Raw genomic sequence first — 21,294 nt, 5'->3', positions numbered from 1 at the left:
TGATCCCGTCTCAGCTGGTGCGCTTGCCGTCGAAGCGGCGCATGCGCTCGAGGACGGAGTCGGCGGTCGGGGCGTACATCTCGTCGACGATCCGGCCGTCGGCGAGGAACAGCACGCGGTCCGCGTAGGAGGCGGCGACCGGGTCGTGGGTCACCATGACGATGGTCTGGCCCAGCTCGTCCACCGAGCGGCGGAGGAAGGTGAGCACCTCGGCGCCGGAGCGGGAGTCGAGGTTGCCGGTCGGCTCGTCGCCGAAGATGATCTCGGGGCGGGCGGCCAGCGCCCGGGCCACCGCGACGCGCTGCTGCTGGCCGCCGGAGAGCTGGGTCGGGCGGTGCTTGAGCCGGTCGGCCAGGCCGACGGTGGCGACCACCTGGTCGAGCCAGGCCTTGTCGGGCTTGCGGCCGGCGATGTCCATCGGCAGCGTGATGTTCTCCAGCGCGTTGAGCGTGGGGAGCAGGTTGAAGGCCTGGAAGATGAAGCCGATCTTGTCCCGGCGGAGCCGGGTGAGGTGCTTGTCCTTCAGGCCGGTGATCTCGCTGTCGCCGATCCAGATCCGCCCCTCGGAGACGGTGTCCAGCCCGGCCAGGCAGTGCATCAGGGTCGACTTGCCGGAGCCGGAGGGGCCCATGATCGCGGTGAACCGTCCGCGGTGGATGTCCACGTCGACGGCGTCGAGCGCGGTGACCCGGGTCTCCCCGTCCCCGTACGCCTTGGTCACCTGCCGCGCTGCCGCGGCGATGGCGGCGTTGCCGCCCGAGAGCTGCGGGTCCTGCACGGCGTTCGCTGCCGTCGTCACTGGATACTCCTGAGGTCGTGGTCCACCCGTGTCCCCGCTCTTCGGGGCCTTGGGGCGGCCTGACCGGCGAGGTAAGAACCACGTTAGGAGCGGCGCCCGAACGGATCGTCATCCGCCGGGAGGAAGCCGCCCAACTCTCGATGTACGGGCTACCCCCCGGTTCCCCTAGGGGTTTTCGGGCACCTTCTCAGGGACGCGAGGTCAGGGTCAGCAGGCCATCGCGGGCACCCGGTGGCGCTCCAGCGCGGCCGCGAAGGCGTCCACCACCGGGGTGAGCTGGGCGGCCGCCTCCGGGTCGAGCACGGTGGACCCGTCGGCCGCCGCGCCGACCTGACGGTCCAGCAGGAACCAGCCCTGGGTGATGTGGCCCGCCCCCATGGAGGAGAGCACCGGCCGCAGGGCGTAGTCCACCGCGAGCACGTGCGCGGTGGAGCCGCCGGTGGCCAGCGGGAGCACGGTCTTGCCGGCCAGCCCGTGCTGCGGCAGCACGTCCAGCAGTGCCTTCAGCAGCCCCGAGTAGGCCGCCTTGTACACCGGGGTGCCTATCACCACGCCGTCCGCCTCGGCGAACAGCCGTGCCGCCTCGATGAGTTGGGGGTCCGAGAAGTCAGCCGAGAGCAGTGCGGCGGCCGGCAGTGCGCGGGCGTCCAGCTCGACCACCCGGTGGCCGTGCTCGGCCAGCCGGGCGTCCACCACGTGGCGGAGCAGGCGGGTGGTGCGGGAGGTCGGTGACGGGGAACCGGAGACGGACAGGACAGTGGCCATGGGGACACCTCGGGGCGTGGAAGCGGCAGGGCTGAACGCGCGGCGGAGCGCGGAGAAACGGGGAGAAGGGTGGCGAGCGGTCAGCCACTACACAGGGAGCAGGCCACGCGCAGCAGGTCGACGTGCCGCCTCCGCGTGAGAATCCTCTGCTGCTCCATGCGTTTCATGGGACCACGGGCCCTTCGGAGGGGTCAAGGTCGGTCCGGTCCGTGGCCAGGTGTCCGTCCGGTCGGTGACCATGCCCCCGGGCCGTCCGCGGCGTGCATCAAAACGGATACAAGGGGGCCCAGGGGTGGCCCCGCCGTACTGACCGGCCCGGGTTTCGGGCATCCTTCCCCCCATGAACACGTGGCAGGAGGGCCGCCAGGGCGGCGGCAACGGGTACGGCGGCTCGCCGGGCGGCTACGGCTCCGAGGGCGAGCCGAACCCGTACCGCGCCCAGAACGGGAGCACCCCGGGCGAGAGCGCCCCGTACCCCGAGGAGCCGACGCTCCCCGCCGGGCTGAACCCGCGCGGTCCCAACGCGCCGAAGCCGCTCAAGCCGGGCCAGAGCCGCCCGGCCCCGCAGCCCGTGCCGCGGCAGGCGGACCGCGGGCAGCTGCCGGCCTCGCTCAACCCGCGCGGCCCCGGCGCCCCGACCCCCGCCTACACCCCGCCCGCCCCGGACGTGCCCGCCGCCTCGCCCGCGGGCCCCGGCGCGCCGATACCGCCCGGGCCGGGCACCCCCGGTGCCCCGGGCACGCCCCGCCCGGCCCGGCCGTCCAACTCCGCCTGGCCGCGCAAGCGCAAGATCAAGGTGGGCGTCTACGCCACCCTGGCCGCGCTGCTGCTGACCGCGACCGGCACCTACTTCTGGGCCGACTCCAAGCTCAACCACGAGAACGTGCTGGCCGACTACAAGGGCCGCCCGCCGGCCGGCAAGGGCACCAACTGGCTGATCGTCGGCTCCGACAGCAGACAGGGCCTCAGCGACGCCCAGGAGGACGCGCTGCACACCGGCTCGGCGGTCGGCAAGCGCAGCGACTCGATGATGCTGCTGCACATCGGGGACAACGGGAACACCCTGATGAGCATCCCGCGCGACTCCTGGGTCAACATCCCCGAGCACCCCAACACCAATGGCAACGGCAAGACCGTCCCGGCCACCACCTCGAAGATCAACGCGGCCTTCAACGGCGGCGGCGGCCGCCTGCTGGTGCAGACCGTGGAGGCCAACACCGGCCTGCGGATCGACCACTACGCCGAGATCGGCTTCGCCGGCTTCGTCGGCCTGGTGGACGCGGTCGGCGGCGTCGAGATGAAGATCGACAAGGACATCAAGGACCGCGACTCGGGCCTCGACCTCAAGGCCGGCACCCAGACCCTGAGCGGCAGTCAGGCCCTGGCCTTCGTCCGCCAGCGCCACCAGATGGCCGACCAGGACCTGGGCCGGATGCGCAACCAGCAGAAGTTCCTGGCCGCGCTGGCCCACCAGGCCGCCTCGCCCGGCACCGTGCTCAACCCGTTCACCTTCTACCCGATGGTCAGCGCGGGCCTGGGCACCCTGATCGTGGACGAGGACGCCGGCCTCGGCGACATCGGCTCGCTCTTCCTGGCCATGCGCGCGGTGACCGGGGGCGAGGGCCGGTCGATCACCGTGCCGATCTCCAACCCGGACTTCCGGACCAAGACCGGCGAGTCCGCGGTGAAGTGGGACGACGCCAAGTCGAAGCAGCTCTTCGACGCCTTCAAGAACGACACCAAGATCCCCGAGTTCAAGTAGCCCCGGCGGGGGTGTCGCGCCCGCCCCGGCGGGCCCGGGCGCGACACTCGGGGAATGGGCGGTGACATCAGCAACAGCGGTGGCGGACGGAACCGGTGGCGCATCGTCAGGTGGACGGTGGGCCTGCTGCTGCTCGCCCTGGTCGGCACCGCGCTCGGGACGTACCTGTGGGCCGACGGGCGGCTGCGGCACGTGGACGCCGTCACCGACTGGGACGGCCGCCCGGGCAACGGCCCCGGCACCAACTGGCTGCTGGTCGGCTCGGACAGCCGGGCCGGCCTGACCCCCCAGCAGCAGCGCGACCTGCACGTCGGCGGCGAGTCCGGCACCAACACCGACACCGTCATGGTGCTGCACCAGGGCGACAACGGCCCGGTGCTGATGAGCATCCCGCGGGACAGCTACGTCGCGATCCCCGGGCACGGCAAGAACAAGATCAACGCGGCCTTCGCCCTCGGCGGCCCCGCCCTGCTGGTGCGCACCGTGGAGTCCACCACCGGCATCCGGATCGACCACTACGTCGAGGTCGGCTTCACCGGCATCGTCGACATCGTGGACTCCCTCGGCGGGGTCGAGATGTGCCTGGACGAGCCGGTGAAGGACGCCAAGTCGGGGGCCGACCTCCCGGCGGGCTGTCAGGACCTGAACGGCACCCAGGCCCTGGCGCTGGTCCGCACCCGGTACTCGCTGCCCGACTCCGACCTCAGCCGGATCGGCAACCAGCAGGCCTTCCTCAAGGCGCTGGCCTCCGAGGTGCTCAGCCCCGCCACCCTGCTGAACCCCTTCGTCCTCTACCCGTTCCTGAGCGCCACCCTGGACGCCCTGACGGTGGACCAGGGCTCCTCGCTCTGGACCCTGGCCCGCTTCGCCCGGCAGATGGACCAGGTCTCCGGCTCCGGCGGCACCGCGCTCACCGTCCCGATCGCCGACCAGAATTACCAGACCCCGGCCGGCTCCTCGATCCTCTGGGCCCCGCAGGCCTCCAAGCGCCTGTTCGAGGCGATCCAGAACGACCGGCCCGTCCCGAACTCCTGACCGCGCCTCACCTCACGCACCGTCACCGCCGGTCCACAATGGGCTCCATGTCACTGGTGACCACCCTCATCGCCCACCGCCGCAGCCGCCTCCTCGGCCGTCTGGTCCAGGAGATCCTGGCGCTGTACGGCGTCGAAGTCCCCGCCCCCGTCGAGATCGGCCCCGGTCTGAAGGTCTACCACCGCGGCTTCGGCACCGTGCTGCACCCGTACACCACCCTCGGCGCCGACGTGACGCTCTACAACGGCGTCACCATCGGCCGGGCCGACCCCTGGGTGCCGCAGGAGCGCAGCGCGATGGAGCGGGTGGTGCTGGAGGACGGCGTGATGGTCTGCGCCGGTGCGAAGATCGTCTGCAAGCGCGGCGTCCTCACCGTCGGCGCGGGCACCATCGTCGGCGCCAACGCGGTGCTCACCACCTCCACCGGCCCCAACGAGATCTGGGCCGGCGCCCCAGCCCGCCGCATCGGCCTGCGCACCCCGGCGCCCCGCATCCCGCAGCCCTGAGGCCCGCAGCCCCGGGGCCCCGCGCCGCACCCGGTGGGCGGGCCGCCGAGGGGCGGATGGGACCATCGGGCCCATGTTCCATCCCGCACCGCCGCTCCCCGCCGCACCGCCGCCCCTGACCGACACCCTCGCCGAGCAGTGGCTGGCCGCCCGGACCGCCCAGCGGTGGGACAGCCGCTGGCTGTGCGTGGTGCCGCTGCTGGTCTGCGTGGTGGCGATGGGTCAGGCCGCCCGGACGCCGCTGCTCTGCGGCCCGGCCCACCCGTGCGGGCAGAGCTGGGCGGAGGGCGCGGTCGCCGCCGCCCTGCTGGCCGAGGCCGTCGCGCTGCTCGCCCGGCCCCGCGGCGTGGTGCTGATCCCGGCCGCCCTGCTCCCGCTGGTCTGGTACGTCCCGGACGGCCTGCCGGACCAGGTCAGCCGCTGGACCGCGCTGGCCGCCCAGGCCGCCCTCCTGGTGGTGCTGGCCCGGGCCGGCGCCGGCCGCCGGGCCGCCCGGCAGCGGCTGGCCGACCTGATGGGCGGTCAGCACCCCTACCCCTGGACCCTGGCGGGCGCCCCGGCCCCCACCCCGCCCCGGCCGGTGGTCCGGCTGGTCCTCGGCGGTCTGCTGCTCGGCCTGGCCACCGTCTCGGTGCTCACCGGACTGGACCGCCAGGAGGAGAGCGACGCCCGGGCCGCCCGGGCCGAGGCCGTTCCCGGCCGGGTGCTCTCCTCGGACGAACTCGGCGACACCGAGGTCGAGTACCGGCTGCCCGGCGACGACCGCCCCCGCACCGCCGAGGTGGAGGTCTACTGGGACGCGTACCCGAAGCCGGGCGACACCCTCCCGCTGCTGGCCGACCGCGACGGCTGGGTCCGCCCCGCCGGCGACGCCTACGACCCCACCGTCTGGCTGATGGCGGCGACGGTGCTCGGCAGCCTCGGCCTGGTCGTGCTCGGCTCCTCCGCCCGCAGCGTCCGCCTGATCCGCGACCTCGCCGCCCCCGGCGCCCCCGTCCTCCGGGTGGTGCACCACCCGGACGGGGACGAGGAGGTGGTCGGCCCCGAGGACGGCGGCCCGCTCTGGCGGCTCTCCACCCGGCAGTACCTCGGCTGGAACGGCACCGCCTGGGTGCCGCTCGGTGACTTCACCGTCAGCTGGGACGGCGAGGAGGACCGCGTCCTGGGACCGCAGACGGCCCTGCTCTACCAAGGACCCGACGGTGCGTCGGCCCCCGTCCTGGTGCGCCGCTGGACCCACCAGGACGACCGGGAGGGCGAGCTCGACCTCGACTGGATCGCCGTGGTCTGCACCCCGCAGGTGAAGGTACTCCGCCGCCCGCGACCCACCGCCCCGCGCCTGACGCAGGACCAGGGCATGCCCGCCCGCCTCCGGCTGGCGGTCGGCCCGGCCGCCGCCCTGGTCCTCGGCGCGGTGGTGGTCTCCCGCTCCGCCGACGGCTGGTGGACCGGCCTGCTCCAGCCCCTGCTCTTCGGCGGGTTCACCATCACCGGCGTGGTGGCCGCCCTCGGCTGGCAGGCCCGCTTCGACCGCGACGCCCTGGTGACCAGCACCGGCCTGACGAGGCGTCGGACCGCCTGGCCGGAGATCGCGGGGGCCACCGCGGAGAACGGCCGCGTCACGGTCCGCACCAGCGACGAGCAGGAACTCCGCATCGGCCACCGCGCCGTCGAATGGCTCGGCCTCGGCGACTACGACCCCCACGCCCTCGCCACCGCCGTCACCCGCGCCGCCCACGAACCCACCGCCCGCCCCACCACCGACACCCCCGACCACTTCCCCGAACACCTCGTCAACCGCCTCTCCCTGACCGCCTACCTCCTCACCACGGTCACCGTCTGGCTCACCTGACGTACGTGCTCCCCCCGGCGCGAAGTCGTACCTGGTTGCACCGCCGGGGGCGCGAGGAACTGCGCGCGGGGGAACGGCACCACGCGCAACTGGCTCGCCTGCCCCGACCTAGCACTGGGCCGCCTTCCGATTCGCGCAGTTCCCCGCGCCCCCAGCGGCGTAGCCACGTTCGTCAGGGGCAGCTGATGTCCGCGCCCGTGCTGGCCGTCACGGCGGGCGCGGTCGCGGACGGGGCGGCCGCGCTGGGCGAGGCCTGGCCCGGCAGCGCGCCCGTGTAGTCGGACCCCGCGATGACCTGCATGGTGGCCCCGAGCCCCGGCGCCTGGACCAGCTCCGCGTACGGCAGGGCGGCGGCCAGCGTCTTCACCGACTCGTCCCACCGGGGGTCGTACCGCACGACCGTCCGCACCGCACTCCCCCCACCCGCGTTCGAGGGCGCCCCCGTCGTCGCGAACCCGGCCTTCCGCAGGTCCCCGTCCACCCGCGCGCCGAGCCCCGCCGTCCCGGCCCCGTTGAGCACCTGGATCCGGATCTGCCCGGGCGGCACCGCCCCGGGAGCGGCCGCCGCGGCCGCCGCGACCGACGGCGCCGCCGCCCGCTCGGTCAGCGCCCGCCCGCCCCGGACGGCGTCGAACAGGGCCTTCGCCCCCGCCGGGTCCCAGAGCACCGTCGAACCCCACCCCTCCACCTGGTGGTTGACGTCCTTGAGCGGGACCGTCGCGAAGTCCGCGGTGGCCGGCGAGAGGTCCTTGAGCTGCGTCGCCAGCGCCACCAGGTCCGCACTCGACAGGTCCTGGTCGGCCTTGACCGACCGCAGCACCGTCTCCGTCACCCGGGTGAGCTTCACCGGGTTGAGCAGCGTCCCGCTGCCGGTGGCCTGCCGCAACAGCTGGGCCAGGAACTTCTGCTGACGCTGCATCCGCCCCAGGTCGGAGCTGCCGTCCACGTGCCGCGCCCGGACGTACTTGAGCGCTCCGGCCCCGTCCAGCCGGGTCGTCCCGGCCGGGAGGTCCAGCCCGGAGTACTGGTCCTTCAGGGGCTTGGCGGTGCAGACCTCGACGCCGCCGAGCGCGTCCACGGTGGAGACGAAGGAGAGGAAGTCGACCTGGAGGTAGTGGTCGATCCGCAGGCCGGTGTTGCGCTCCACGGTGCGGACGGTGAGGGCGGGGCCGCCCATCCCGTAGGCGGCGTTGACCTTGCCGTGGCCCTCGGGGACCTCCCGGCCGGTGGCCAGGTCGCGGTGGGCGGGGATCACCACGTAGGAGTCGCGCGGGATCGACACCACGCTGGCCCGGCCGCCGTGCTCGGCCAGCTGGACGACCATCAGGGTGTCGGTGCAGTGGCAGGACTCGCCGCCGGCGTGCAGCAGGCCCTTGAGGGTGGAGGCGGGGATGCCCTCCCGGTCGTCGGTGCCGGCCACCAGGAAGGTGGTCACCCCGTCGTCGGGCGGCCGGTCCCCGGCGTTGCCGAAGGCGTCCACCCGGCCGATCGCGTCCCCGACCCCGGCCAGCAGGGTCCGTCCGCCGCAGGCGGTGGCCAGGACGGCGAACGAGACGGCGGCCGCCAGCCAGCGGCCCCACCGGCGGCGCACCGGCGGGGTGCGCTGGTGGTCGTTCCCGGGGCGGGCGGCAGTCGGCGGCACCCTCGGATGGTAGGCGCGCCGCGGGAGCACGGAAGCAGGACGCGCCGGGCGGGTACGCCGTACGCGGGCCCTTCCGCCGAAACGTTCATGCACCCGTTCGCCGCAGCCGGACCATCCGTACCAACCGGCCCCGCGCCAGGGCCCCGTGACGCTATGTTCGGCGCCATGGGGAACCCAGTGCGAGTGGTGGAGAGCGCCGACGTCGACGAGCGGGCGCGGATCGGCGAGGGCAGTACGGTCTGGCACCTGGCCCAGGTCCGCGAGGACGCGGTGATCGGGGCCGAGTGCATCATCGGGCGCGGCGCGTACGTCGGCCCCGGGGTGGTGATCGGTGACCGGGTCAAGCTGCAGAACCACGCCCTGGTCTACGAGCCCGCCGTCCTGGAGGACGGCGTCTTCGTCGGCCCGGCGGCGGTGCTCACCAACGACGTGTACCCGCGCTCGGTGGACCCGGACGGCAAGCTCAAGCGCGGGGACGACTGGCACGCCCAGGGGGTGACGCTCCGTCAGGGCTGCTCCGTCGGCGCCCGCGCGGTGATCACCCCCGGGGTGACGGTCGGCCGCTGGGCCCTGGTCGCGGCCGGTGCCGTGGTGCACCGGGACGTCCCGGACTTCGCCCTGGTGGCCGGCGTCCCGGCCCGCCGCCTCAAGTGGGTCGGCCGGGCCGGCGAGCCGCTCACCGAGACCGCCCCCGGCAGCTGGCGGTGCCCCCGGACCGGCGAGCGCTACACCGAGACCGAGGGCGTGCTCCGCGAGGACGCGTGAGGCCGCCGCTCAGAAGGTGTAGAGCCCGCCCTGCGGGTTGACGTCCATGCAGTTCTTGTCGTTGTCGGCGGTGACGGCCTCGGCCGACTTGGGCAGCTGGGTCGGCGGGGCGGTCACCGGGAAGGTGGTGCCGCTCGGCCAGTCGGCGCCGACCGAGAGCACCAGGTCGCTCTTGGCGGTGCCCTCGTGCAGGGCGGTGCGGGGCAGTCCGAGGGCGGCGGCCACGGCCTGGGCCTGGGCCGACTGCTCGGGGGCGTACTCGAGCTGGGTGGTCTTGCGGGCCGTCCCGTTGGCGGTGGTCGAGGCCTTGGTGAAGCCCTTGGCGACCAGTGCCGCCCTGAGGTCGCCGGCCCGGCGCTCCACCCCGGAGGAGTTCTGCACGGTGACCGCCACGGCGGACGGGGTCACCGTGCTCGCGGACGGGGAGGGCGTGGGGGAGGGCGAGGGCTGCGCGGCGGGGGAGGCGGTGGGGGCCGGGCCCTTGTCGTCCAGCGGACGGTCGGCCAGCAGCATGTCCCAGATCTGCTTGGTGTCGGGCTCCTTGAGCTCCAGCCGGTTCTCGTCGCTGGTGGCCGTCACGGTCGGCACGGTGAGGGTGGTGATCCGCTCGGTCGGCACCTTGCGCAGGTCGGTGCCGAGGTCGATCAGGGCCTTCACGTCGGCCAGGTCCTTGTCCAGGCTGATCGAGCGCGAGGCGGTCTCGGCCAGCTTCAGCAGACCGGCCGGGTCGGTGAGCGTCCCCTTGGACTTCAGCTCGCGGATCATCGAGGAGAGGTACATGTGCTGGGCCTTGGTCCGGCCGATGTCGTCGCCCCAGGCGTCGCGGGTGCGCAGCCACTGCAGCGCCTGCTCGCCCTGGATCCGGTGGGTGCCCTTGGCGAGCTTGAGGTCGGTGCCGCCGTGGCCCTTGCGGTACCGGTCGTAGAGGTTCATGTTGACGCAGACCGGGACGCCGCCGACGGCGTCGGCCATGTCCACCACACCGGCGAAGTCGATCATCATGTAGTGGTCGACGTACAGGCCGGTGATGGCCTGCCAGGTGCCGAGCAGGCAGCCGGGGCCGCCGCGGGCCAGTGCCTCGTTGATCATCGCCCGGCGGGCCGAGGGCTTGGTGGTCTTCCCGTCCTCGCTGCGGCAGGCCGGGATGGTCACCAGGGTGTCGCGGGGGATGGATATCAGCGAGGCGTTGGAGCGGTCGGCGGAGACGTGCAGCAGCATCTGGACGTCGGCCAGTCCGGGCCGCCCGGCGTCGTCGGCCGAGCCGCCGAGGGCGATGTTCTTGGCCGAGCCGCGGTTGTCGGTGCCGATCATCAGGATGTTGATCGGGGTCTGGCCGGCCGCGTTGGGGGCGGTCCTCGCCCCGGAGGCGTCGCTCAGGTTCCGCTCGCCGGCCTGGAAGTTGGCGTTCAGGTGCTGGTAGTACCAGTAACCGCCGCCGCAGGCGGCCAGCAGCAGGAACGCCAGGCCCAGGGCCAGCCACCGCAGTATTCGGCGCCGTCCGCCCCGCTCCTGTTTCGCGGCCTGACGGGCGGCGGCGCGCCCCTCGGACGGCCTCGTCCGGACGTTCGTCATCGGTGACACCACCACTCGTCCCGAGCAGCCCCCCGTAGGCCACCTGTTCGGAACCTACCCGACGCCGTCACGGACATCGCGGATCTGTTACACAGTCAGAACGATTGTGCGACTGTGAGTTTGGCCATCCGGGCTCACTTGGCGCACACGTCGGCGTCGTCCGCCTGCACCCGCTGGAGGTCCTTGGGCGCCTCGGCCGGCACCGGTACGGCGGGCTTGCCGAGCTCGGCGGCGTCCTTGCCGAGCACCAGCAGCAGCGGCTCCCCGGCGGCGATCGCGCTGCTCTCCTTGACCGCCTCGGCCGGCAGCCCGAGCGCCGCGGCCAGGGCGGCGGCCTGCTCGGCCCGGCCCTTCGGGTAGGAGACCGTGGTGGTCGCGGCGGTGGCGGTGTCCTTGCCGGTGCCGGCCTGCGCGAAGCCCTTCCCCTTCAGGGTGGTGACGGCCTTTCCGGCCTGCCCGGGGGTGCCGGAGCCGTTCCGCACGGTGACCCGGACGGCGGCCGCGTCCACCGCGGCGGCGGGCGGGGCGGTGGGCTGGGCGCTCGGCTGGGCCGGCGACGGGTCGGCCGAGGGGGCGCCGGCCACCTCGGTCAGCGAACGATCGGCCGCGATCATCGCGAACAGCTGCGCGGCGGGCTTGTCGTTGAGGATGACCCGGCCCTTGTTCTTCGGGTCGTCCAGCACCGGCACGGTGGCGAAGGTGATGTGCTTGGTGTCCACCTTGGAGAGGTCCAGCGCGAGGTCCTTGAGCTTGTCCACGCTCTTCAGGCCGGGGTCCACGGTGAGCGCCTTGGTGGCGGCGTCGGCCAGGTTGAACAGCTTGGTCGGGCTGGTCAGGGTGTCGCCGCTCTTCATCTTGCGGATCATCGAGCTCAGGAACTGCTGCTGGAGCTCGATCCGGGACAGGTCGCTGCCCTGGCCGACGGCGTGCCGGGTGCGGACGAAGGCGAGCGCGTCCTCGCCCTGGACCACGTGCCGGCCCTTGGTCAGCTTCAGGTGCGAGCCCGAGTCGTTGATGTCCTTGGCCACGCAGACCTCCACCCCGCCGACGGCGGTGGAGAGGGTCTTCACGGCCTCGAAGTCCACCATCAGGAAGTGGTCGATCCGGATGTCGGTCATCTTCTCGACGGTCCGCCAGGTGCAGCCCGGGTCGCGGCCCTCCTGCCCGAGGCTCTCGTTGAACAGCGTCTTGGCGGTGCCAGGGATCTTCTTGTCGCCGGTCTCGCACTCCGGGATGGTGACCATCAGGTCGCGCGGGATGCTCATCACCGTCGCGTTGCTGCGGTCCTTGGCCACGTGCATCAGCAGGGTGGTGTCGGCGTGGCCGGGGCTGCCCTCGTCGCCGTACTCGCGGCCCAGGCCCTTGCGGCTGTCGGTGCCGATCACCAGGATGTTCATCGCCCCGGCCGCGGCCTGCGGGCGCTCGGAGTCCGGGCCGACCTGGACGTTCACCGAGGAGATGTTGCCGTTGAGGCGCTGGTAGGCGTAGAGCGCCCCGCCGCAGCCGGCCACCAGCACCAGCGCGGCCACCCCGGCCGTCCACTTGACGGCCCGTCGGCGCCCGCCGCCGGACTGGCGGCGCGAGGCCCGCCCGCCGGTCGGCGGGGCGGCCGCGGACCGGGCGGCCCGGGGCCGGGGCACGGTGGCCGGGGCCGGGGGAGGGGTGGCGTCCAGGTCCAGTCGGAACTCCCCGGTGGCCGGGTCGAGCACCCACTGGTCGGCCGGGTCCACGGCGGCCGGGGCCTGGTCCGCGAGGTGTCCGTCGTGCCGGTTTCCGCTGTTCACCCCGGACACCCTAGACGAGCTCCGGCCATGATCCGGTCGTACTGTGACCGTTGCCACGGCGGTCAAACACCATGAAAACGGTCAAAGTTCACGCCCCGTCGGGCCCCGGCCGACCCCTCCGCGACCGCCCGCGGTCAGTGCATCGAGCAGGCCTCCTGGTCCGCGGTCCGGCCCTCCAGGGTCGGGTCGGCGGTCGGCAGGGTGGTCGGTCCGGCGGACGGGGTCCAGCCGCCCAGGTCGTCCGGGAGGGGACTCGCGGAGGCGCCCGGCGGGGGCTCGTGCGCCGTGGAGCCGTCCACCGAGGGGTCGCGGAGCAACGGCGAGGGCGCCCCGTCGGCCAGCAGGGTGGCCGAGGGCGAGGCGCTCACCTGGTAGGCCCGCACGCTCACCGAGCGGTCGGACCGCAGCGCGGCGAACAGCTGGTCGGTGTCCGGCTGGACCAGCTGGTCCCGGTCCCAGTTCCCCGGGTACGGGCGGCGCGGGGTGGTCAGGAAGACCACGTTGGAGGCCGGCATCGAGCGCAGGTCCTGGGCCAGGTCGTAGAGCGCGCCCAGCCGGCTCAGCCCCTCGTCGGCGGTGACCGCCCCGGTGGCGGCGTTCAGCAGCGGCCAGAGCCGGGTCGGGTTGAGCAGCACCCCGGTGGACTGCACCTTGCGCACCAGCGAGGCCAGGAACTCCTGCTGACGCCCCATCCGCTGGGTGTCGCTGCCGTCCCCGATGGTCTCCCGGGCCCGGACGTACCCCAGCGCCTGCTCCCCGCCCAGCACCTGGCGCCCGGCCGGCAGGTCCAGCTTGGCGTTGCGGTCGTGGATCGCCCGCGGCACGCAGACCTCCACCCCGTCGACCGCGTCCACCATCTTCTTGAAGCCGGTGAAGTCCAGGATCAGGTGGTGGTCGATCCGGATGCCGCTGAGCCGCTCCACCGTACGGATCGTGCAGGCCGGACCACCCAGCTCGAAGGCCCAGTTGAACTGGACGAACCGGGGCGTCGAGCGGGTCCCGTCCGGGAGCTCGCAGGCCGGCACCCGGACCATCGCGTCCCGGGGGATGGAGACCGCGGTGGCGTGCTCCCCGTCCGCCGACAGGTGCAGCAGGATCGTGGTGTCCGAGCGCTGCCCGCCCGCGAAGCCGTACTCGCCGTTGGCCCCGCTGCGGTCGTCGCTGCCGATCAGCAGGATGTTCCTGGCCTGCTGCGGCCCGCGCTCCGGGCGCTCCGACTCGTCCTGCCGCAGCAGCCGCCCGGTCGCGCTGTCGGTCCCGATGTTGCCGTCCAGCTTCCGGTAGCCGATCCAGGCCACCACGCCCCCGGCGACCAGCAGCAGCGCCAGCACCCCGGAGAGGATCAGCAGGATGCGGCGGCGCCCCCCGCCGCGGACGGTCGGGGGGCGCACGCTCTGGTCATCGTCCTCGGACATGACCGGGATTCCTACCCGGTCGCCGTACCGGGCGGATCAGCCCAGACGCAGAGTCACTCGTTCGGATTCGATCCGCTTCGCCCACTGCTCCTCGGTCAGCCCGTCCGAGTTCCGGCAGAGCACCACCGAGGCGCCGGCCGCCAGCGGGGCCAGCAGCCCGGCCTCCAGCCCGGCCCAGTCGTCGTACGAGAGCGTGCTGAGCACCCGGCTGGAGGTGTCCAGCCCGAGCCGGGCCGCGCCCTCCCGGGCCAGCGCCACGGTCTGTTCCCCCGTCAGCTTCAGCGGCAGGCCGTCCTCCACCACGGTCTCCAGCGCCATCGCCTGCGGGTGCACCGGCGAGTACGGGGCGAACCGGTCGCCCTGCCCCGGCACCTCGGCGGCGTAGTCCAGGAAGCCGTCCGGCCGGGCCGGGAACCGTCCGCCGAGCGGACGCAGCGCGAGCGCCACCCGTTCGCCGGAGCAGTCCTTGGCGGAGTCCAGCCCGTCCGGGCCGCTCACCACCAGATCGGCGTCGGCCGGAGCGCCGCCGGGCACCGCGACCACGCCCACCGACCAGCAGGCCAGCAGCCAGACGGCGGTCTGCCAGTGGGCGGGCAGGAGCAGCGCGGCCCGGTCCTCCGGACCGGCGTTCAGCTCGTCCTGGAGCAGGTTGGCGGTCTTGGCGACCCAGTTGTCGAAGGTCTTGGCGGAGAGCTCCACCCGCTCGCCGGTCGCGTCGTCGTAGAACGTGACCAGTGGACGGGTCGGGTCCGCGTCGAGGGCCCCCGGGCGCAGGTATGCGTGCAGCAGCTCAGCGGGGGTGCGGGCGTCGGCAGCGAATGGCGCAGTCATGGTGCGGTCCAGCCTACGACCTCCCCGTCCGGCGGGGGAGAGGCGGCCGCCCGGCGGAACCGACATGGCGTCAGAAACGGTTTGCCCCCAATATCCCTTTCATGCGCCTCGCTCTGCTCGCCGCCACCACCGTCGCCACCGGCTCCCTCCTCCTGCTCCCCCCGCCGGCCCTCGCCTCGGACCCCGCCGGGGGCCCCTCCGGAGGCGTCACCACCATCCCCCTGACGAACGGTCAGCGCGGACTGCCGCAGCACGGCACCGCCCCCTTCTCCCTGGTCGGCGTCAGCTGGGACGACCCCGCCGCCACCCCCGACGGCACCGTCGAGGTCCGCACCCGCACCGTCGGCGGCGGCTGGGGCCCCTGGCACCCGCTGTCCGTCGAACCCGACGACCGCCCCGACCCCGAAGGCCCCGAAGCCGCCCGGCGCGGCGCCACCTCCCCGCTCTGGGTCGGCCCCAGCGACGGCGTCGAGGTCCGCTTCACCGGCACCGCCCTCCGCGGCCTCCGCGCCGAACTGGTCGACCCCGGACGGGACGTGCCGCTGCGCCGCGCCGGCGGGGCAGCGCCCCGCCCCGGCATCGTGACCCGCGCGGGCTGGGGCGCCGACGAGACGCTCCGCGAGCCGGACTTCCCCTACACCGGGCCGGTCCGCGCGGTCTTCGTCCACCACACCGACACCGCCAACGACTACGCCTGCGCCGACGCACCCAAGGTCATCCGGTCGATCTACCAGTACCACGTCAAGAGCAGCGGCTGGCGCGACCTCGGCTACAACTTCCTGGTCGACCGCTGCGGCACCGTCTACGAGGGCCGCGCCGGCGGCGTCGCCCAGCCCGTCCTCGGCGCCCACACCCTCGGCTTCAACACCGACACCGCCGGCGTCGCCGCCCTCGGCCGCTACACGGCCGACGCCGTCCCCCAACCCCAGCTCGACGGCATCGCCAAACTCGCCGCCTGGAAACTCGGCCTCACCGGCCAACCCGCCAACGGCAAGGTCACCCTCACCTCCGCCTCCGACGGCAGCCGCTACAAGAAGGGCACCACCGCCACCTTCGACACCATCTCCGGCCACCGCGACGCCTTCAACACCGAATGCCCCGGCACCGCCCTCTACACCCGCCTCCCCACCATCCGCACCCGCTCCACCCACCTCCAGGGCCGGTAGACCAGACGACGTACGGCAGGGCAGCGACCCAGGGGCGCGAGGAACGCAGGTGGTTACACCGGGGGCGCGGGGAACTGCGCGAGTTCGGAAGGCGGCCCACCGCTAGATCGGGGCACGTCAGCCAGTTGCACGTGCTGCCGTTCCCCCGCGCGCAGTTCCCCGCGCCCCCGGCATCACCAAATCCCGCCACGTATCCTCACCTCGGAGGTGCGGCAAGGTGTCGGAGGCGGTGCGTCGTTGGGAGCCCGGGTTCCCGCTGGACCTCGGGCGGACCTTGCTGCCGTTGCGCCGCGGCCCCGCCGACCCGGCGTACCGCACCAGCGGCGACGGCGCCGTCTGGCGAGCCTCCCGGACCCCCGCCGGCGTCGGCACCCTCCGCCTGTCCCAGAGCTCCGGCGCGATCGAGGCCCACGCCTGGGGCCCGGGAGCGCAGTGGCTGCTCGACCGCGTGCCGCTGCTGCTCGGCGCCTCCGACGACCCGTCAGGACTCCGTCTCCCGCCCGGCCCGCTCCGCGAGGCCCAGCGCAACCACCCCGGCCTGCGCCTGACCCGCACCGGCCTGGTCCTGGAGTCCCTGATCCCCGCGGTCCTGGAGCAGAAGGTCACCACCGAGGAGGCGTACCGCGCCTGGCGCACCCTCCTCAAGGACTTCGGCACCCCCGCCCCCGGCCCGGCCGAGGGCATGCGGGTGTCCCCGTCGGCCCGGGAGTGGGCGATGCTGCCGTCCTGGGAGTGGCACCGCGCCGGGGTGGACCCCAAGCGCGCCGCCACCGTCGTCCGCGCCGTCCGCCTCGCGCCCCGCCTCGAAGAGGCGTCGGCCCTTCCGCACGAGGAGGCGGTCGCCCGTCTCACCACCGTCTCCGGCATCGGGCCCTGGACCGCCGCCGAGACCCTCCAGCGCAGCAATGGCGACGCGGACGCCGTCTCGGTCGGCGACTTCCACCTCCCCAACCTGGTCGGCTGGGCCCTCGCGGGCCGCCCCCGCAGCGACGACGCCCAGATGCTCGCGCTGCTGGCCCCGTACGCGGGCCACCGCCACCGGGTCTGCCGCCTGATCGCCCTCACCGGCGCCCGCGCCCCCCGCTACGGCCCCCGCCTCACCCCGAACGACCACCGGCACCGCTGAGCGGGCCCCGGACCTCCACCGTCCGCCCGTCCGGATCGGTCACCAGCCGCACCCCGTTCGCGCCGTCGACGGACAGCCCGAGCCGGAGCGCGCCCGTCTCGCGCCCGGTCCGGGCGGGGTAGAGCTCCAGGACGGTGCCGTCGGCCAGTTCGGCCGCGTAGTGCTCGGGCCCGGTGCCGTGCCGCTCCGCGACGAACCGCAGCCCGAGCCCCCGGTAGAAGTCGACGCACTCCGTGAGCCGTGCGGTGTAGACGACCAGCAGCCCCAGCCCGCTCATCGCACCGTCAGGAAGGCGTCCGCCGACCGTGCCTGACGCCCCTTCGGCGCCTCGGCCGGCCGTCCGACCGCCACCGCGCCCATCGGGTCCCATCCGTCCGGCAGGTCCAGGACCTCCCGCACCGTGTCGCGGCAGAACATCGTCGAGGAGACCCAGGCCGAGCCGTACCCCTCCCCGGCCAGGGTGACCAGCAGGTTCTGCACGCCGGCCCCCATCGCCACCACGAACATCTCCCGCTCCGCCGCGGCCCGCCGCGCGTCGGGGTAGTCGTGCGAGCCGTCCGTGACCAGGCAGGGGACCACCAGGTACGGTGCGTCCCGCAGCACGTTGCCGCGCGCCGTCCGCCGGGCGATCTTCGCTTCGTCCCAGCCGTCGAGTTCGGCCAGGTCGCGCCGCCAGGCGGCGAGCATGGCGTCCAGCAGCCGCTCCCGCACCTCCGCGGTCTCGACCAGCACGAACCGCCACGGTGTGGTGTGGTGCGGGGCCGGGGCGGTCACGGCCGCGGCCACCGCCCGCCGCACCGCCTCCGGGTCGACCGGCTCCGCGGTGAAGGAGCGCACCGTCCGCCGCAGCGTGACGGCCTCCCGCAGGGCCTCCGAGGTGCCCATCCGGAACAGGTCGTCGACCACCGGCCGCAGCAGCGGGCGGATGCCCTCGCCGTCCTCCTCGGTGACGGCGCCGGCCAGGCCCCGCACCACCGCGACCGGCACCCCGCTGGCCTTGCCCTTCACCAGGTCGCCGGCGGCGGCCAGTTCGTCGGCGGTGGCGGTCACCGTCAGGGTGAGCTCGTTGCCGTGGCTGTCCCGGCGTCCCCGGTGGTCCTCCAGCACCGCGACCCCGGCGGCGCCGATGGCCACGTCGGTCAGGCCGTTGCGCCAGGGGCGGCCGAAGGTGTCGGTGATCAGCACGCCCAGCCGACGGCCCGTCAGCTGCTGCAGCCGGGCCCGCAGGGCGCGGGCCGAGGCGTCGGGGTCGGCCGGGAGCAGCAGGACGGTGCCGGGGGCGGTGTTGGAGGCGTCCACCCCGGCGGCGGCCATCACCAGGCCGTTGCGGTTCTCGACGATCCGGGAGCGGCCGCGCCGGGCCACCACCCGGACGGTCTCGGCGTCGATCGCGGCCTCCCGGTCGGCGGCCTCGACGATCCGGCCCTCCGCCTTGGAGACGATCTTCGAGGTGACCACCACCACGTCGCCGTCCTCGAACTCGCCCGCCTTGGCGATGAGTTCGGCCAGGTCGGTGCCGGGCTCGATCTCCGGCAGCCCGGCCACCGGCAGGACGCCGATCGGCCCCGCCGGGCTCACCCGCGCACCTGCTCGGCCAGCTCCAGCGCGACCCGGGCCATCTCGGCCGTGGCCGGCACGTCGGTCATCAGCAGCGGCACCGCCCGGCAGGCGATCCCGGCCGCCTCCACCGCCTCGACCGCGGCCGCGTCGACGGTGTCCACCAGCCAGCCGTCCAGCAGGTCGGAGCCGTAGTTCAGCGCCACCGCCTCGGCGGTGGCCGCCACGCCGACCGCCGCCAGCACCTTGTCGGCCATGCCGCGCACCGGGGCGCCGCCGATGACGGGGGAGAGCCCGACCACCGGGGCGGCGGCCGCGGCCACCGCCTCCCGGATGCCGGGCACGCCCAGGATGGTGCCGATCGAGACCACCGGGTTGGACGGCGGCAGCAGGATCACGTCGGCCGCCGCGACGGCCTCCAGCACGCCGGGGGCGGGCTTGGCGGTCTCGGTGCCGACCGCGACGATCGCCTCGGCGTCCACGGACGCGTGCAGCCGCACCCAGTACTCCTGGAAGTGCACCACCTTGGGAGCGCCGTCCTCGGTGATCCGCACGTGGGTCTCGACCCGGTCGTCGCTCATCGGCAGCAGCCGCACGCCCGGCTGCCAGCGGTCGCAGAGCGCCTCGGTGACGGCGCTCAGCGGGTAGCCGGCGGCGAGCATCTGGGTGCGCACGATGTGGGTGGCGAAGTCCCGGTCGCCGAGCCCGAACCAGTCGGGGCCGACCCCGTAGGCCTTCATCTCCTCCTTGACCGACCAGGTCTCGTCGGCCCGTCCCCAGCCCTGCTCCTCGTGGATGCCACCGCCCAGGGTGTACATCACGGTGTCCAGGTCGGGGCAGACCTTCAGCCCGAAGAGGTGGATGTCGTCCCCGGTGTTGCCGATGACGGTGATCTCGTCCTGAGGGCCGGTCAGTTCCCGGAGCCCGCGCAGGAAGCGCGCCCCACCGATGCCGCCTGCCAGTGCCACGATGCGCATGCGCCCATCCTGCCAGGCGGCACCCGTGCCGGGGCGACGGGTCGTCAGTGCGCGTCGATGCGGCGCTCGGCCGGGGTCTGCGCACCGTACTGGTTCATCTCGACCAGGCCCGGCGCGTAGAGGTGGATGGAGACGGCCGGCTCCAGCGAGGCGTTCACCATCTCGTGCAGGTAGCCGGAGGAGAACACCCGGCGGGCGCCCTCGGGCAGCGGCCGCCGCTGCTCGCCGTCCTGGGTCAGGGCCCGCTCGACCAGCTCGCCCTGGACCACGGTCATCACGCCGGAGGAGGCGCCGTGGTCGTGGAAGCCGCTGCCCTGGCCGGGCAGCCAGCTGAGCAGCCAGACCTCGTAGCCGGGGCCGGTCTCCAGTCGGGCGTACCAGCGGGTGAGGGCGTCGTAGCGGACCAGCGGCTTCCAGCGGGACTCGTCGGCGGCGATCTCGCAGACCAGCCGGGCGTAGCCGGCCACGGTGGTGGGGTGGACGGGCAGGTCGGTGCGGGCCAGGTGCTGGAAGGCGGTCGGGTCGCCGGCGATCGAGACGTCGCTCAGGCCGTCGGTCCAGCGGGGCGCGGGCACGGGCGCGGTCACGGCGGCGGGTGCGGGGGCGGCTGCGAGCAGGCGCTGCTGCCGGGCGCGGTCACGGTTGCGCTTGCGGAGGCGGGGCATTCGCATGGGGCGGAATCCTCGGATGCGGAGATCGGCGGGTGTTCAGCCGGTCCGCGGGGGATTCAGGGGGGACTGTCGCGGTCGGCCTCGGTGCTCCTGAGGGCGGCGCGCGGTGGGACGCGTGCGCCTAGATACAGGAACAGAGGCGACAACAGAGGGAGCTCGCGGCACGACGGAGCAGCGCCTGGCGGCGGCTCACGAGGGTGGCGAACTCTGACATGAGGGCAAGGAGACCGCAAGAGGGGCCGCAGTGTCAACCCGAGCCCCGGGGCATTCCGGGAACTTCGAGCATGAACCACCGGATGGGGTGATAAATCACCCTCTATGTTTCGATGTGAAGATCGCCGGGAAGGCAGCCGGTGACCAGCGGCAACCGAGTGCGCCGCGCCCCGCGTCCACCCGTTCGGGGGGTGGTGGGGCTGAGGGGGCGTCAGGTTGACTGCATGTCAGGCGGTGGGTGCTTCCGGTTGGTTGGTCCGATTAGGGCAGTAAGACCACCATGTCCGGATATGTACACTTGTCGTAGCGCCTTGGTTCCGGGGAGTGAATCCTCGGCCCAATACCAGAGCCCGGCTTGACTGGGCCAGAGTGACGCACATGTAATTTCACTCGTGTCGTTCCGCCGCTCCAGGCAACGGCAACACCACGGGGACGCCAAAAGGGGCAGAGGAGGCGCCAGAGATGAGCGAGCTCTTTGAGCTGTTGATCGGTGAGGGCATCGAAGAGGAAGAAGAGGAGCTCGGCTGGCAGGAGCGCGCGCTCTGCGCCCAGACCGACCCGGAGTCCTTCTTCCCGGAGAAGGGCGGCTCCACCCGCGAGGCCAAGAAGGTCTGCCTGGCCTGCGAGGTCCGCTCCGAGTGCCTGGAGTACGCCCTCGCCAACGACGAGCGGTTCGGCATCTGGGGCGGTCTCTCCGAGCGCGAGCGCCGTCGCCTCAAGAAGAGCGCGGTCTGACCGGCCGTTCTCGAGTTCGTGCAGCGCCTCACCGAAGACGGTGGGGCGCTTCTGCATTTCCCGCCCAATTCCCGCACGACCCGTGAATGTGCCCACGGCACCTCTCGGGCGGGGTGTGCCG

At 73.7% G+C, this 21,294-nt stretch carries 20 protein-coding genes; 8 read left to right on the top strand and 12 right to left on the bottom strand.

Annotated elements, in window-relative coordinates:
• Window positions 1-10: 10 nt before the first annotated feature.
• The 3 genes from ACIA8O_RS27225 to ACIA8O_RS27215 form a co-directional block, all read right to left on the bottom strand.
• Window positions 11-742, bottom strand: coding sequence for an ABC transporter ATP-binding protein (locus ACIA8O_RS27225; protein ID WP_396296909.1), 732 nt, complete (start codon window positions 740-742; stop codon window positions 11-13).
• Window positions 743-1,006: 264 nt separating this feature from the next.
• Entirely contained in the window at window positions 1,007-1,564 is a 558-nt protein-coding gene (gene ssuE, locus ACIA8O_RS27220; RefSeq protein ID WP_396296617.1) for an NADPH-dependent FMN reductase, read from the bottom strand.
• A gap of 80 nt (window positions 1,565-1,644) precedes the next feature.
• Window positions 1,645-1,722, bottom strand: coding sequence for a putative leader peptide (locus tag ACIA8O_RS27215; protein WP_396296908.1), 78 nt, complete (start codon window positions 1,720-1,722; stop codon window positions 1,645-1,647).
• A gap of 182 nt (window positions 1,723-1,904) precedes the next feature.
• On the opposite strand from ACIA8O_RS27215, the gene ACIA8O_RS27210 reads away from it, so the two are divergent.
• From ACIA8O_RS27210 to ACIA8O_RS27195, 4 genes are all read left to right on the top strand, one after another.
• The gene (locus ACIA8O_RS27210) at window positions 1,905-3,326 is read left to right on the top strand and encodes an LCP family protein (protein ID WP_396296616.1); all 1,422 of its coding nucleotides are present in this window, start codon (window positions 1,905-1,907) and stop codon (window positions 3,324-3,326) included.
• 54 nt (window positions 3,327-3,380) lie between these two features.
• The gene (locus ACIA8O_RS27205) at window positions 3,381-4,361 is read left to right on the top strand and encodes an LCP family protein (protein ID WP_396296615.1); all 981 of its coding nucleotides are present in this window, start codon (window positions 3,381-3,383) and stop codon (window positions 4,359-4,361) included.
• Window positions 4,362-4,408: 47 nt separating this feature from the next.
• The gene (locus ACIA8O_RS27200) at window positions 4,409-4,867 is read left to right on the top strand and encodes a serine O-acetyltransferase (protein WP_396296614.1); all 459 of its coding nucleotides are present in this window, start codon (window positions 4,409-4,411) and stop codon (window positions 4,865-4,867) included.
• A gap of 73 nt (window positions 4,868-4,940) precedes the next feature.
• Window positions 4,941-6,719, top strand: coding sequence for a hypothetical protein (locus ACIA8O_RS27195; RefSeq protein ID WP_396296613.1), 1,779 nt, complete (start codon window positions 4,941-4,943; stop codon window positions 6,717-6,719).
• A 172-nt stretch (window positions 6,720-6,891) separates the two neighbouring features.
• Here ACIA8O_RS27195 and ACIA8O_RS27190 read toward each other — a convergent pair whose 3' ends face one another.
• Window positions 6,892-8,361, bottom strand: coding sequence for an LCP family protein (locus ACIA8O_RS27190; RefSeq protein ID WP_396296612.1), 1,470 nt, complete (start codon window positions 8,359-8,361; stop codon window positions 6,892-6,894).
• A 165-nt stretch (window positions 8,362-8,526) separates the two neighbouring features.
• On the opposite strand from ACIA8O_RS27190, the gene ACIA8O_RS27185 reads away from it, so the two are divergent.
• Entirely contained in the window at window positions 8,527-9,126 is a 600-nt protein-coding gene (locus ACIA8O_RS27185; protein ID WP_396296611.1) for an acyltransferase, read from the top strand.
• Window positions 9,127-9,135: 9 nt separating this feature from the next.
• Here ACIA8O_RS27185 and ACIA8O_RS27180 read toward each other — a convergent pair whose 3' ends face one another.
• The 4 genes from ACIA8O_RS27180 to ACIA8O_RS27165 all read right to left on the bottom strand — a co-directional run bounded on the left by ACIA8O_RS27180 (window position 9,136) and on the right by ACIA8O_RS27165 (window position 14,728).
• A complete protein-coding gene (locus ACIA8O_RS27180; RefSeq protein ID WP_396296610.1) occupies window positions 9,136-10,698 on the bottom strand; it encodes an LCP family protein in 1,563 nt (520 codons plus the stop codon).
• A 134-nt stretch (window positions 10,699-10,832) separates the two neighbouring features.
• Window positions 10,833-12,482 (bottom strand): LCP family protein, encoded by a 1,650-nt coding sequence (locus ACIA8O_RS27175; protein ID WP_396296609.1) that lies wholly within the window; start codon window positions 12,480-12,482, stop codon window positions 10,833-10,835.
• A 134-nt stretch (window positions 12,483-12,616) separates the two neighbouring features.
• Entirely contained in the window at window positions 12,617-13,897 is a 1,281-nt protein-coding gene (locus ACIA8O_RS27170; RefSeq protein WP_396296608.1) for an LCP family protein, read from the bottom strand.
• Window positions 13,898-13,933: 36 nt separating this feature from the next.
• Entirely contained in the window at window positions 13,934-14,728 is a 795-nt protein-coding gene (locus ACIA8O_RS27165) for a TIGR03089 family protein (RefSeq protein WP_396296607.1), read from the bottom strand.
• 101 nt (window positions 14,729-14,829) lie between these two features.
• On the opposite strand from ACIA8O_RS27165, the gene ACIA8O_RS27160 reads away from it, so the two are divergent.
• Together ACIA8O_RS27160 and ACIA8O_RS27155 are read left to right on the top strand one after the other, a co-directional pair.
• Window positions 14,830-15,894, top strand: coding sequence for a peptidoglycan recognition protein (locus ACIA8O_RS27160; RefSeq protein WP_396296606.1), 1,065 nt, complete (start codon window positions 14,830-14,832; stop codon window positions 15,892-15,894).
• 172 nt (window positions 15,895-16,066) lie between these two features.
• On the top strand, window positions 16,067-17,020 hold the full coding sequence (locus ACIA8O_RS27155; RefSeq protein WP_396296907.1) for a DNA-3-methyladenine glycosylase family protein: 954 nt from the start codon (window positions 16,067-16,069) through the stop codon (window positions 17,018-17,020).
• On the opposite strand, the gene ACIA8O_RS27150 is transcribed toward ACIA8O_RS27155, so the two are convergent.
• The 4 genes from ACIA8O_RS27150 to ACIA8O_RS27135 are packed head-to-tail and all read right to left on the bottom strand — an operon-like array spanning window position 16,992 to window position 20,225.
• Window positions 16,992-17,297, bottom strand: a complete 306-nt coding sequence (locus ACIA8O_RS27150; protein WP_396296605.1) for a VOC family protein — start codon at window positions 17,295-17,297, stop codon at window positions 16,992-16,994. The genes ACIA8O_RS27155 and ACIA8O_RS27150 overlap by 29 nt on opposite strands.
• Complete coding sequence (locus ACIA8O_RS27145) at window positions 17,294-18,598, bottom strand: coenzyme F420-0:L-glutamate ligase (protein ID WP_396296604.1); 1,305 nt, start codon at window positions 18,596-18,598, stop codon at window positions 17,294-17,296. Before ACIA8O_RS27145 ends, ACIA8O_RS27150 begins: the two co-directional genes overlap by 4 nt.
• Window positions 18,595-19,554, bottom strand: coding sequence for a 2-phospho-L-lactate transferase (gene cofD / locus ACIA8O_RS27140; protein WP_396296603.1), 960 nt, complete (start codon window positions 19,552-19,554; stop codon window positions 18,595-18,597). Before cofD ends, ACIA8O_RS27145 begins: the two co-directional genes overlap by 4 nt.
• 44 nt (window positions 19,555-19,598) lie before the next feature.
• Window positions 19,599-20,225 (bottom strand): cysteine dioxygenase, encoded by a 627-nt coding sequence (locus tag ACIA8O_RS27135; protein ID WP_396296602.1) that lies wholly within the window; start codon window positions 20,223-20,225, stop codon window positions 19,599-19,601.
• Between the two features lie 675 nt (window positions 20,226-20,900).
• Between ACIA8O_RS27135 and ACIA8O_RS27130 the strand changes: the two genes are divergently transcribed.
• Complete coding sequence (locus ACIA8O_RS27130) at window positions 20,901-21,173, top strand: WhiB family transcriptional regulator (protein ID WP_104816397.1); 273 nt, start codon at window positions 20,901-20,903, stop codon at window positions 21,171-21,173.
• Window positions 21,174-21,294: the final 121 nt, after the last annotated feature.

Source organism: Kitasatospora sp. NPDC051853 (assembly GCF_044452665.1).
Taxonomy (GTDB): Bacteria; Actinomycetota; Actinomycetes; order Streptomycetales; family Streptomycetaceae; genus Kitasatospora.
This window is presented reverse-complemented; position numbering and strand designations above follow the sequence as displayed.

Bases quoted from the DNA above. Each gene is read 5' to 3' on its own strand.
- ACIA8O_RS27150 (WP_396296605.1), bottom strand. From the start codon at position 17,297: ATGAGCGGGCTGGGGCTGCTGGTCGTCTACACCGCACGGCTCACGGAG.
- ACIA8O_RS27160 (WP_396296606.1), top strand. From the start codon at position 14,830: ATGCGCCTCGCTCTGCTCGCCGCCACCACCGTCGCCACCGGCTCCCTC.
- ACIA8O_RS27200 (WP_396296614.1), top strand. From the start codon at position 4,409: ATGTCACTGGTGACCACCCTCATCGCCCACCGCCGCAGCCGCCTCCTC.
- ACIA8O_RS27180 (WP_396296610.1), bottom strand. From the start codon at position 10,698: ATGACGAACGTCCGGACGAGGCCGTCCGAGGGGCGCGCCGCCGCCCGT.
- ACIA8O_RS27130 (WP_104816397.1), top strand. From the start codon at position 20,901: ATGAGCGAGCTCTTTGAGCTGTTGATCGGTGAGGGCATCGAAGAGGAA.
- ssuE (WP_396296617.1), bottom strand. From the start codon at position 1,564: ATGGCCACTGTCCTGTCCGTCTCCGGTTCCCCGTCACCGACCTCCCGC.
- ACIA8O_RS27185 (WP_396296611.1), top strand. From the start codon at position 8,527: ATGGGGAACCCAGTGCGAGTGGTGGAGAGCGCCGACGTCGACGAGCGG.
- ACIA8O_RS27215 (WP_396296908.1), bottom strand. From the start codon at position 1,722: ATGGAGCAGCAGAGGATTCTCACGCGGAGGCGGCACGTCGACCTGCTG.
- ACIA8O_RS27195 (WP_396296613.1), top strand. From the start codon at position 4,941: ATGTTCCATCCCGCACCGCCGCTCCCCGCCGCACCGCCGCCCCTGACC.
- ACIA8O_RS27170 (WP_396296608.1), bottom strand. From the start codon at position 13,897: ATGTCCGAGGACGATGACCAGAGCGTGCGCCCCCCGACCGTCCGCGGC.
- ACIA8O_RS27135 (WP_396296602.1), bottom strand. From the start codon at position 20,225: ATGCGAATGCCCCGCCTCCGCAAGCGCAACCGTGACCGCGCCCGGCAG.
- ACIA8O_RS27165 (WP_396296607.1), bottom strand. From the start codon at position 14,728: ATGACTGCGCCATTCGCTGCCGACGCCCGCACCCCCGCTGAGCTGCTG.
- cofD (WP_396296603.1), bottom strand. From the start codon at position 19,554: ATGCGCATCGTGGCACTGGCAGGCGGCATCGGTGGGGCGCGCTTCCTG.
- ACIA8O_RS27205 (WP_396296615.1), top strand. From the start codon at position 3,381: ATGGGCGGTGACATCAGCAACAGCGGTGGCGGACGGAACCGGTGGCGC.
- ACIA8O_RS27210 (WP_396296616.1), top strand. From the start codon at position 1,905: ATGAACACGTGGCAGGAGGGCCGCCAGGGCGGCGGCAACGGGTACGGC.